General features: G+C 59.4%; 8 protein-coding genes. All 8 read right to left on the reverse strand.

What is annotated here, in order from left to right:
• Window positions 1-9: 9 nt before the first annotated feature.
• Window positions 10-978, reverse strand: coding sequence for a lysylphosphatidylglycerol synthase domain-containing protein (locus ABYA88_RS09505; protein WP_373186898.1), 969 nt, complete (start codon window positions 976-978; stop codon window positions 10-12).
• Window positions 975-2,201 (reverse strand): cardiolipin synthase ClsB, encoded by a 1,227-nt coding sequence (gene clsB / locus ABYA88_RS09510; RefSeq protein ID WP_373186900.1) that lies wholly within the window; start codon window positions 2,199-2,201, stop codon window positions 975-977. The genes ABYA88_RS09505 and clsB overlap by 4 nt, the downstream gene beginning before the upstream one ends.
• Complete coding sequence (locus tag ABYA88_RS09515) at window positions 2,198-2,983, reverse strand: endonuclease/exonuclease/phosphatase family protein (RefSeq protein WP_373186901.1); 786 nt, start codon at window positions 2,981-2,983, stop codon at window positions 2,198-2,200. Before ABYA88_RS09515 ends, clsB begins: the two co-directional genes overlap by 4 nt.
• A 382-nt stretch (window positions 2,984-3,365) precedes the next feature.
• Window positions 3,366-5,531 (reverse strand): glycogen debranching protein GlgX, encoded by a 2,166-nt coding sequence (gene glgX / locus ABYA88_RS09520; protein ID WP_373186903.1) that lies wholly within the window; start codon window positions 5,529-5,531, stop codon window positions 3,366-3,368.
• Between the two features lie 13 nt (window positions 5,532-5,544).
• Window positions 5,545-5,892, reverse strand: coding sequence for a DUF2934 domain-containing protein (locus tag ABYA88_RS09525; RefSeq protein ID WP_373186904.1), 348 nt, complete (start codon window positions 5,890-5,892; stop codon window positions 5,545-5,547).
• Between the two features lie 12 nt (window positions 5,893-5,904).
• On the reverse strand, window positions 5,905-8,700 hold the full coding sequence (locus ABYA88_RS09530) for a malto-oligosyltrehalose synthase (protein ID WP_373186905.1): 2,796 nt from the start codon (window positions 8,698-8,700) through the stop codon (window positions 5,905-5,907).
• Complete coding sequence (gene malQ, locus ABYA88_RS09535; RefSeq protein WP_373186907.1) at window positions 8,697-10,772, reverse strand: 4-alpha-glucanotransferase; 2,076 nt, start codon at window positions 10,770-10,772, stop codon at window positions 8,697-8,699. The genes ABYA88_RS09530 and malQ overlap by 4 nt, the downstream gene beginning before the upstream one ends.
• Window positions 10,769-11,740, reverse strand: a 972-nt coding sequence (locus tag ABYA88_RS09540) for a DUF3459 domain-containing protein (protein ID WP_373186908.1), incomplete at its 5' end; no start/stop codon positions are given. The genes ABYA88_RS09540 and malQ, both read right to left, overlap by 4 nt.

Here is an 11,740-nt window from a genome sequence, read left to right on the forward strand (position 1 = left end):
TGCAACAGCTTACTGATTGCTGTGCAGCGCCTCGGAACGTTTTTCCAGAATGAGAAAGACGACGCTGGCAATTGCCAGCGGGAATATGAAGTACAGCGCGCGGTAGGCAATCAGAGCCGCAAGCAGGTCACTCTTGGCGAACTCGTGCTGTAAAAGGGTAATGAATACCACCTCGATAACGCCCAGGCCCGCGGGGATATGCGTGATTACGCCGGCGATGCTGCTGATCATCAATATACCCAGAATCGTGGGGTAGTACGCCCCCTCAGGCATCAGCAGGTGAATCAGCAGTGCCATCAGTGACCAGTTCAGTGCCCCCAGGCCAGCCTGGATCAATGCCATACGTATCGGGGGCAGCAAAACCTCATGGCCACGCCAGTGCCATGCCCTTCTTTTCGATAGACCGCAGGCCAGCAGGTAGGCGGCTGCCGCAATAAGCAGGCCGATGCCGATCAGGCGCAAACCGGTAGCGCCGATTTCCCATTGATCAGGCAGAGTGATCAGGCCCAGTGTGAATATGCCCCCGGCAAGAATGATATAGCCCAGCCAGTTGGTAATCATACTCAGCGTCAGCACACGGGTGATGGTAGGTACCTCCAGACCCAGCCTGCTATAGAGGCGATAACGCAACGCCACGCCACCGACGAGCGCGCCCATATTGAGGTTGAATGCGTAGCAGACGAAGGTGACCGGGATCACCTGGCGCACCGGCAGCTTGTGACCGGTATAGAAACGGCCAAGCAGGTCTAAGCCGCAATAGACCAGATAGCTGACCAGAGCAATGGCGGCACCTGTCAGCAATATGCTATCGGGATAGTTGCGCAGCGTCTGGCTGACTTCCTGCCAGTCAATATTGCGTGCCTGGAAGTACAGCAGGGCAGGAATCAGGATAAAGAAAGCAATGGTCGATACCCGCTTGATCCAGAACCATTTGGTCCTGGACGGCTTGTGTTCCTCGGGTGCGGCCGATGTGCTCATATGGTCTTGTCTTGCTTGTAGTCCAGGATTTCTGTGTCTTCTGCAACGGGCTTGAGTTGTTCCAGGCGCGGCGTATGTGCTGGCAACATGCCGGCCATGGCCGGAAAGTGACGCAGGAGGTGAAAACAGGCCACGCTCAGCGGCGTCTTCCACCAGGCGCCGCGATTCACCTGTTCCAAGGTGATTTCGTTGCACTTTGCCTCGGCTAGCCCCTCCAGGTGCTCAAAGAGCTGCTGATTGAGCGCATGATCACGGATCATCAGATTTGCTTCCAGGTTGAGCGATAGGCTCAGCGGGTCCAGGTTGCTCGAACCAACAGTGCACCACTCGCGATCAACCAGCGCGACCTTGCCATGCAGTGGGCGCTCGCAATATTCGTAGACTCTTATGCCTGAGTGCAGCAGGTAACCATAGAGGAACTGGCTGGCAATCTGTGCCCAGCGCATATCCGGCAGGCCCTGGAGGATAAGCACCACATCGACTCCGCGTCTGGCGGCATTGCGTAACTCGCGGATAAGCCGGTAACCCGGAAAGAAATAGGCATTGGCGATCATCAGGCGATGGTCTGCCGAGCGGATGGCACGCATGTACTGTATCTCAATGTCGCGCAGGTGGCTGTCGTTGTCGCGAATCGACAGCAGCATGCTAGCGCTTCCGGAATGACGCTGGACCTTCTGCTCGGTGGCGTCGGGCCGGTTGTGCATTCTGCTTTGTGTCTTGCGGAAAAGATCCATGCTGGCGCGATGGATATCAGCCACTATTGGCCCGCGCACCTGAACGGCATAATCCTGTTTGGCCATCGGACCGTAGTCGGCAAGGTGGTCGGCCCCAAAGTTTATTCCACCAACGAATGCATCCTGGCAGTCGATCACCACAATCTTGCGGTGCAGTCGGCGAAAAAGATTGGTACGAAACCCAAGTAACTTTGGGTGTGGGTCGAACATGTGAATGTTGATGCCTGCCGAGACCATTTCCCAGACAAACGATATACCCAGATCGGCGGTACCGTAGCCATCCACCAGCACTTCAATATGCACGCCGCGCCCGGCGGCTTGGATCAACGCGTGCTGGAGCTCTCGTCCGACCTTGTCGTCGAAGAGGATGAAGGTTTCCAGCAGTATCTCTTCTTTAGCGGCGTTGATCCGCTCGAACACGGCAGGAAAGTACTCTTCTCCATTGATCAGCAGTTCTACCTGATTGCCGTCACGCCATTTGGGGTTCATAGATGTACCTCGACCGCCAGGGGAGCATGGTCGGACAGGTGCGACCATGGACGTTTGGACAGAACCTCCGGGTGCTGGAAGGTTGCGTTGCGAACATAGATCCTATCCAGACACAGCACTGGCCAGCGGGCAGGAAAACTCTTGGCTGGCGCGCCGAACTCGTCGACGAAGACTTCATGCATCCCGCATTGGGCCAGATGCTCGTCGGCGCGCTGACGCCAGTCATTGAAATCGCCGGCAACAATTACCGGAGCGCCTTTGGGTAACCGGTTCACTACATCACACAGCAGGCCAAGCTGTTGCTCACGGTGGTGCTCGCGCAGCCCCAGGTGTACGCAGATCGCATGTACTCCCTTGTGTCCCGGGACATCCAGGACGGCATGTAGCAGGCCGCGTTCCTCGGTCCCGCTCACGCTTACGTCAAGATTCTCGTAGCGCAGGATCGGAAACTTGGACAACAGCGCATTGCCGTGGTGCCCGTGCGGATAGACCGCATTACGCCCATAGGCAAAGTCGGGCCACATGGTGTCGGCAAGAAACTCGTATTGCGGCACCGAGGACCAGTTTGCGTAGCGCAGGCCATGTTTGAGGTTCTCCCCGAGGACTTCCTGCAGAAAGACCACGTCCGAGGACAGGGTGCGAACAGCATCGCGCAGCTCTGGCAGAATGAATCGGCGATTCAGCCAGGTAAAACCCTTGTGTGTATTGACGGTAAGAATGCGCAGCGAACGGACCGGCGGCGCCAGCTCGGTTGGTTTGCGCTCGGCACTACCTGATTTCATCGGGCAACCTCCTTGCCGTCCCTGTCCCTGCACAGGCAGCATGGTGGCAAATCGTAAAGGGGGTGGTGCCGCTGTGGATGTTCAATGGCTATGGGCTGCCGTGCCCCTGTTGTCGGATCGCTCGTGTGACTCATGTATCCTGGATTACCTTGCTTGCTTCGGTACTGAGTGAGACCTGAGGTCGGTGCAGGTACCGGGGTGGCCAAGGCAACGCAGGGCCAGCTCATGACCCTGGCTGCAGCGCTCGTCGGCCGCGCTCTGAGAGACCATGGTAGGCATGGGATCGTCCTCCCCCCCCCGTCGCTTGAATGATCTGATGTTCGATACAGTCTACGACCTGCAAGAGATCGCATAGTTCAGGCACGGATACGCTGGGGCACCCTCATTGCTCCTCCTCTTTCTGCAATTCGAACAGCATCAGTGAGCGATCATTCACCAGGAACTCGCTGCCCAGTTCGTGACGCTCACCGACTCTCAGCCGCGGACGACTCGTATCCAGCAGACAGTGCCACCAGGTGCCCTGAACAACCTCGGGCAGGTGGAAGCCGACCACATCATGATGGGCGTTGAGAATCAGCAGCAGGGTCGCGTCATGACCGCTACGGCGTATGCCGGTGGGCCTGGCGCGTCCGTCCATCAGCATGCCGAGGCAACGGGCATGTGGGTCCTGCCACTGCTCGGCGTTCATCTCGCTGCCGTCGGGCGCCAACCAGGTCACGTCCTTGATACCCAGCTCCTCTTCATACTCGCCGACTAGAAAGCGACCCCGTCGCAGAATCGGGTAGGCGCGGCGCAGTTGTGCCAGGCGGCGGGTGAACTCCAACAGGCTGCGGCCTTCCTGGTCGATGTCCCAGTTTATCCAGCCCAGCTCATTGTCCTGACAGTAGACGTTGTTGTTGCCTTGCTGGGTGCGACCGAACTCATCCCCGGCCAGCAGCATCGGCGTGCCCTGCGAGAGCATCAATGTCGCCAGCATGTTGCGCATCTGGCGCAGTCGCAGCGCGCTGATGTCCGGATCATCGGTGGGGCCTTCCTCGCCGTGATTCCAGGAATGATTATGCTCGCTACCGTCCTGGTTGTTTTCTCCGTTGGCCTCATTGTGCTTGTCGTTGTAGCTGACTACGTCGCGTAGCGTGAAGCCGTCGTGGGCCGTGACAAAGTTGACTGACGCAAAAGGTCTGCGGCCACGCTGGTTGAAAAACTCTCCCGAGGCGGTAAGTCGGCTTGCCAGCTCGCCTATCCGCCCCTCGTCGCCGCGCCAGAACGCGCGCACGGCGTCGCGGTAGCGGTCGTTCCATTCCATCCAGCCCGGCGGAAAACCGCCGACCTGGTATCCACCTGGGCCACAATCCCAGGGCTCGGCAATCAATTTTGTTTCGCTGAGTACCGGGTCTTGACGGCAGGCGACCAGAAAACCATGGCGCTCCTCGAATCCGTGCGCATGCCGCGCTAGAATCGTCGCCAGATCGAAGCGGAAGCCGTCGATCTGCATTTCCGTGGCCCAATAACGCAGTGAATCGGTGACCATCTTCAGCACGCAGGGATGCCCCAGATCCAGCGTGTTTCCAGTACCGGAATCATTGATATAGTAACGTTTCTCATCCGGCATCAGACGATAGTAGGTGGCATTGTCGATGCCGCGCATCGACAGGGTAGGCCCCAGCTCATTGCCCTCGGCCGTATGGTTGTAGACCACGTCGAGAAGCACCTCAAGGCCCGCGTCATGAAGTTGTGCGACCATTTCCTTGAATTCGCTGATGCGCCCACTGGCCGAGTATTCCGGGTGGGGCGCAAAGAAGGCAATGCTGTTGTAGCCCCAGTAGTTCTTCAGACCCTTTTCCAGCAGATGCTGATCATTGACATAGGCATGCACCGGCAACAGTTCGACGCTGGATACCCCCAGGGACTGGATGTGGCGGATCAGCTCCGTGGTTTTCAGTCCGTTGTAAGTCCCGCGCAGGGGCTTGGGCACATCGGGGTGCAACATGCTGATGCCACGCACATGGGCCTCGTAAACCAGGGTCCTGTTCCAGGGTATCTGAGGCTTTTTCTGATGCGCCCAGGTAAACGCAGGATCGATCACCTTGGCCTTGGGCATGAAAGGCGCACTGTTGCGTTTATCGAAACTTAGATCTGCATAGGGAGAGCCGATAGTGTATCCGAACAGGCTCTCTGACCATTCCAGGCTGCCCACGAGTTGCTTGGCGTAAGGATCAATCAGCAGTTTATGATGATTGAATCGATGACCGTCCTTGGGTTCATAGGGGCCATGAACCCGATAGCCGTATATCTGTCCAGGATGCGCGTCGGGCAGATAGCCGTGCCAGATTTCGTTGGTGTACTCGGGCAGTTCGATTCTCTCGAGTTCAGTTTCACCGGAGCTGTCAAACAAACATAGTTCCACCTTGGTGGCGTGAGCAGAGAACAGCGCGAAATTGACGCCCAAGCCGTCCCACGTTGCGCCCAGTGGAAAGGGGTGTCCTTCAGTTATCCGTGACTGCTGTTGCGCCTTGAAATCTTCGTAGCGCGTTCCTCGCTTGCTCCTCATGCGGCCTCCTGGATCAGCGGTTTTGCGTCTTGTTAGGCGGGGTGCGCGCCTTTGTCGCGGCCTGGGGCTTGTCCGGGGCGGTTGAGACTGCGTCGGCGGCAGCTTTTTTTTGCCGCGCTGTCGGCTTGCCAAGCAGGGCTGGTTTTTCCACCTGAGTTTCGTCTTTGGTCGGCGCCTTGCGCGTGGGTTTAGGTCTGGTGGCGGCTTCTGTTCCCGGGGGCGGGACGAATGCGCCCGCATCCTCGCTTTCGGCCAGCTTGCGGGCCATTGCCCAGTGCCTCTCGGTCTGGCCCTCGGGTCGGCCTTCGCTCTCCCAGATCTGGTATGCCAGTTCGCGGATACGATCTTCGTCGCTCGTCATGGTGATTGTTCCTTACGGTTTGAATGTGCTGATAAAGCCGACGGGCAATTGCGCCAGCACCTCGCTTATGGCGATCCGGCCCTCTCGGACTTGGACCGCCTCACCAGACAACTGGTTCGACAGCTGTCGCTCTTTCATATGCGGGGGAAGTATCACGCGAGTATTACTCCAGCCTTCTGAAGGCACCATCGGTGTCGGCTGATCGCGCAGCAACGGCGCCGTGAGCAATGGCACCACCACTATGACTGCCTTGTTTGCATGCTCGCGGGCGAAAGCGCACACGTTGTTAGCATGCTCGCCTGAGGTTTCCAGTGGTTGATAATTGCCGTGGCGGAATATGTCGGGATGCTTGCGCCGCCAGTCGAGAATCGTCGCAATCAGCCATTGCTTTATTCGGCCATCGTGCCAGACGGCGAGCAGCCGCTCGGGCGAGTCGTTGTTATTCAGTGCCGATTGCCGGGCGGAGTAGTCAACCGGTCTGCGATTGTCAGGATCCACCAGACTGAAGTCCCAGAATTCGGTCCCCTGATACAGGTCGGGTACCCCGGGTGCGGTAAGCCGGATCAGGCACTGGGCCAGGCTGTTGAGTGCTCCGGCTGGCGCCAGGCTCGCGGCAGCATGGGCAATCTGGCCGCGTAACACCTGATGTTCAGGATTAAGTAACAGGGCGGTGAGAAACTCGCGGCAGGCTGTTTCGTAGCTGCTGTCGGGTGCACTCCAGCTGCTCATCAGCTTTGCCTCGCGCAGGGCCTTTTTTTGCCAGGCCAGCAGCCGGTCGCAGTAGACCTGCAATCCGTCCTGGTCACTACTGTCTAGCTCCAGCGGCCAACTCGCCAACAGCGTCTGATATAGCATCATTTCATCACCGGGCGAGGGCGCGCTGACATCTGCCAGCACGCTGCGCAAGGGCGCGGCCGATTGTTGCCAGTCCCGCACCTGGTTAACGTACCAGGCGGCCCGTTCGCTGATCACAGCCAGCCTCGCCCGGGTGTCTTCTCCGCGCTTGTGATCGTGGGTAGCGGTGGTGATCAGGCTGATCGGGTAATCCAGTGCGCGGACTACATTGTTACGGTGGAATTCCGCCAGCGGCGCGCTGAAATGTTCCGGGTCAAAGCCCACGTCGTTGCGAGAGAGCAAAACGCCATAGCGATAGAATGCGGTGTCTTCTACTGCCTTGGCGGCTGCCGGAGAAGTGAGCTGGTGAAAACGCCGCAACACGCGCTGGCGAAGTTGGCGCACGGACCCTGGCGGAACCTGCTTGAGATTCTCGCCTCCCAGCCATCGATCGAGGACCTTCAGAATGGCTTCATCGGCTGGGGAGAGGCGTTCACTCGCCGCCAGCAGGGCGCGCTGGAAATACTTGCGATCCTGTTCCGAGCGGCCGCAAGCGGCGGCATAAGTGCGATAGACCGTAAAGTTGGCAATAAGCTCGAGCAATACCCGGCGTATGCCGTTTAGCGTCAGATCGCGGGTGCTCAGGTCTTCGCGCGCCAGCTGCATCAACCCCTCGGCAACCGTCTCGAAATCGGCGGCCAGCGAATTGCTGAGGACAAAACGTCTGGCGTCATATACTTCCTGCAGAAAATCAGCCGGCCGGCCGGTTTCGCTGGCCCATAGACGTTGCAGCGCAGCAGCTCCCCGGGAGTCGTGTTGCCGCAGGGAAACCTGGTTCATGAACTCGTAGCCGGTGGTGCCATCTACGTTCCAGTGCGCAGGTAGTACTTCGCCGCTACCGAGTATCTTTTCAACGTAGATCGGGAAACGTGCGGCTCGCACAGATGGGCCGATCAGGCCCTCGACACGGCGCCGCAACTTGCGGCAGTAGCCGCGGGGGTCGGCCAGACCATCAATGTGGTCGATGCGCAGGCCATCGACGAGCCCGCGTTCTACCAACTCGAAAATCTTTGCGTGCGCCGCCTCGAACACCTCGTGTGACTCCACCCTGAGACAGATCAGTTCATTGATATCGAAGAAACGTCGCCAGTTGATCTCATCGGCCGCGGTGCGCCAACTGGCCAGGCGGTAATGTTGGCGTTCAAGCAGTTCATGCATTCGACCACCGCTCTGTCCGGCGATCGGCGCGAAAGTGGCAAGCGCCTGGTGAACCAGTTCGATATTCGCTGGTGAGGTGCACAGCTGCGCCAGCTGCGCGCAGAGTTCATGAGCCCGGTCCGGCGCCTGACGATAGCCGTCGAGCGCGGCAAACCTCACTGCCAGCTCGTTAAGGTGGTGATCGTGCGAGCTGAGCAGAATGTCGGCGTAGCTCGGCGGCGTCAGCGGAAAACGATTGTCAAAATAGGTCACTGAGAAGGTGCCGCTTAACGCATCGAAATCAAGTTCAAGCTCGCCGTCACTCAGTGTCAGGGCATAGTCGCGGCCCAGGAACGGCGCGAGAATCCGGCCCTCCAGCAGAGGATCGCTGGAGTGCCAGTTGATGTCGAAAAAGTCGGAGTAAGGGCTGGATGCCCCCCATTCCAGCACGCTGTGCCACCAGGGGTTGGCGTCGCTGACGGCCATGTGGTTGGGCACGATATCCAGAATAAGCCCCATCTGGCGCTCGCGCAGTGCCTGCACCAGGCGTTCCAGCGCTTCTTCCCCGCCCAGTTCGGGGTTGATCATGGTCGGATCGACAACATCGTAGCCGTGCAGGGATCCGGAGCGTGCCCGCGTCAGCGGCGACGCATAGATATGGCTAATTCCGAGGTTCGCGAAATAATCCACCAGGCCGATAGCGTGCTCCAGGGTGAAGCCGGCATGAAACTGCAGACGGGCAGTGGCCCGCGGTTCAATCAATACGTCCTGTGTCATGCGGACTCCTGTTCGCGTTTTGCCCTCGCGGCGCTCAACCGCTGCAAACGACGTTGCACCTCTGTACCCGCTAGCAGTTCATCGACGTTTTGGGCGAGACGTCGGCGCCAGTTCGGGTGGATATTGCCCGGGCCGGGCAGGTTGGGTTGCTCCATCTCGCCCAGTGCATCCTCCAACGGCAATAGCACCAGTGGGGCGGGAGTCTTGCCGATGAACCCGATGCAGGCTTCGAGCTGCTCGCGGTCATCGCTCTCGCCTTTTTCCAGTTCGCCTGCCTGGCGCAGCGCGGCGATAAGTTCTTTTTTTTCTGCGCTACGCGTCTGGCGATCAGTCCTGCTTTCGTCGATGTCCCGGTGACCGGCCTTTTCCCGCCAGTCGATATCACGACCGGCGAGCCAGCCGCGCACGCTTGGCAGATCGTGCGTGGTGGTGGTTGCCAGCGCATCAGCCGGCCAATCATCCGGGGCGATGAAGCCGTTCTCGTCCCGTTCGAAATGCAGCACTCGCATGCCAAGCGCTCCGCGCGCAGCCAGCTCCTCGCGTAATCCCTCGGGCACCGTGCCCAGATCCTCGCCAATCACGATTGCCTTGTGACGCCAGGATTCCAGGGCTACCAGGTGCATCAGTTCCTCGAACGGATAGTTCAGATAGGCCCCCATCTGTGGTGAAGCACCCTCCGGGATCACCCATAAACGCTTCAGGCCCATGACATGGTCGATGCGAATTCCACCGGCGTGGGCCATGTTGGCCTGGAGCATGTCGGTAAAAGCCCGATAGCCTCGCGCCTGCAGACCCCATGGAGAAAAGGCCGAAACGCCCCAGTTCTGGCCCTGACTGTTGATAGTGTCCGGGGGGGCGCCTACCGATACTGCGCTGAGCAGCTCCGACTGCCTGGACCAGGCAAAGCTGCCCGCGCCATCGGCGCCGACGGCCAGGTCGCTGATCAGACCGATATGCATGCCGCAGCTGCGGGCAACTGATTGCGCACGCTCCAGGCCGTTATCGACGAGCCACTGACAGAACATGTGGAAGTCGACCTCACGACGGTGTTCATTGGCGAACTGTGCGACCGCATCGCTATCGGGGTCGCGGAAAGGAGCAGGCCAGTCGTGCCAGCTGTGTGCCTGCTGGTTCTGCTGCATGTAGGCATGCAGCGCTTCAAAACGGCAGTGTTGCTCCAGAGCCGCGCCACGCTTCTTACAAAAGCGTGCGAAATCCTTCGTCAGACCGTTGTCCCGGGCCGCAAAATGCTGATGCAGGTGGCGCAGCAGTTGTTGCTTGGCGGCAGACACCGCAGGCCAGTCAATCAGCGGTAGTGCTTCGAGTCTGGCCAGTTCCGCCTGCAGTCCACATTCATCGATCGCACGCTTGACAGACTCATCTCCGAGCACCCGCCCGGGCGTGGCGTACAGAGGGTTGTAGAACAGTCTGCTGGACGGCGAGTAGGGGCTGTACTGGTCGCTGCGGTCACTGAACAGGGCATGCACCGGGCTTATCGCCAGAGCGTCTGCGCCCGCGCTGGCCGCTCGGCGCGACAACTGTTCCAGAGCCAAAGTATCGCCTACACCGCCATCGCCGGGTCGGCGCAGTGAATACAGCTGCGCGGATAACCCCCAAAGACGCGCCGTAGAGAGGCCACACAGGTCGGCCACACTCAGGCAGCGCTTCGGAGCCACCGCCAGCGTGATCAGCTCATCCTCTATCAATAACTGGTGGTAGCCGCACTGGGAAATCCCCGGCAGGCGGGCGTTGTGATCCAGACGCCGATGCAGGCTGCGCTCATCATCCAGGACAATCTTGCAAGATGTGCCCGGGGCGAAGCGGCCCGCAAGCGAGACGCTCTGCTCTGCAATCATGGTGATCAGCGGACCCGCCTCGGCGCGGCGCTGCCGGTCTTGCTGTTCTGCCAGGCTGGTCCGTATCTGCTGCTCGCTGTCGGCGGGAAGCTCCAGGCTGGCCAACAGGGCGCGCAGGGCCTGGGTGTCGACTTTTTGCGGCTCGTCGTAGGCGTCGGTCCATTGGGTACTGATACCCGCTGCCTGTGCCAGGCTGATCAGCGATGCTTCTTTCATGTTTTGGCTCTCAGGGTGATGACGATGCTGTACGGTGGCAATATCGAGTGTTCTCTGCCGCAGAGGTTCAGGCCGTAGTGGAAAATGAGCTCAGTGCCGTTGCGTGCTCTGGCAGCGACAGACTTATCAGACAGGTTCAGATCGATATACAGCAGACTGCCGTCACCCAGTCGCCAGGAAGCTGACACAGCCTTTTCGGCCAGTACTTCTGCCCCTAGCCCCTGGCTGCCTGCCAAACGCGGGATGATCAGGTTGTGGCGCAGGTCAAGCAGGTGCCGGTAATAGTTCAGCCACTGTTCATGGGGCGGGCTGGAGCGGGCCGCCCAGTCTGGAATGCTCTGGTCGAAGGTGTCCCGGGCGTTGGGATCGGGAATCGTTTCGCGTACCTCGGGATCGGTGAAGCTGGAAAATTCCGAGAACTCGTTGCGTCGCCCCTGGCGAACGGCCTCGCCGAGCTTGGGGTTGTGATCGGTAAAGAAAAGGAACGGTTGCAGGCAGCCCCACTCTTCGCCCATGAACAAGAGTGGCACCATAGGCGATAGTAGAAGCAGTGCAGTTGCTGCCTTCAGAGCCCGATCATCGGCGAGTTCAGTCAATCGTTCGCCCAGTGCACGGTTACCGGTCTGGTCGTGGTTCTGTAGAAACAGCACGAAGGCGCTGGTGGGCAAAAGCGCACTGGGCTTGCCGCGCGCCTTGCCGTAACGATTGGGCTCGCCCTGGAAGATGAATCCTTCGCCCAGGCAGCGGGCCAGTTTGCCAGTCGGGTCATCGGCATAGTCGCTGTAATAGCTTTCCGTTTCGCCAGTCAGCAGCACGTGCAAGACGTTATGACCGTCGTCGTTCCACTGGGCCACGAAGTGATCTTTCAACAAGCTCACGTCGTTGTCTTCGTTTTCCAGAACCAGATGGGTGTGGCGGTCAGCGGGAACGGCCTTATCGACCCGTTCGGCCAGCTCGACAAGAAAGTC

It is taken from the genome of Halopseudomonas sp., from assembly GCF_041579695.1.
Lineage (GTDB): Bacteria > Pseudomonadota > Gammaproteobacteria > Pseudomonadales > Pseudomonadaceae > Halopseudomonas.

Coding starts and splice junctions, on each gene's coding strand:
- ABYA88_RS09505 (WP_373186898.1), bottom strand. CDS start 978: ATGAGCACATCGGCCGCACCCGAGGAACACAAGCCGTCCAGGACCAAA.
- clsB (WP_373186900.1), bottom strand. CDS start 2,201: ATGAACCCCAAATGGCGTGACGGCAATCAGGTAGAACTGCTGATCAAT.
- ABYA88_RS09515 (WP_373186901.1), bottom strand. CDS start 2,983: ATGAAATCAGGTAGTGCCGAGCGCAAACCAACCGAGCTGGCGCCGCCG.
- glgX (WP_373186903.1), bottom strand. CDS start 5,531: ATGAGGAGCAAGCGAGGAACGCGCTACGAAGATTTCAAGGCGCAACAG.
- ABYA88_RS09525 (WP_373186904.1), bottom strand. CDS start 5,892: ATGACGAGCGACGAAGATCGTATCCGCGAACTGGCATACCAGATCTGG.
- ABYA88_RS09530 (WP_373186905.1), bottom strand. CDS start 8,700: ATGACACAGGACGTATTGATTGAACCGCGGGCCACTGCCCGTCTGCAG.
- malQ (WP_373186907.1), bottom strand. CDS start 10,772: ATGAAAGAAGCATCGCTGATCAGCCTGGCACAGGCAGCGGGTATCAGT.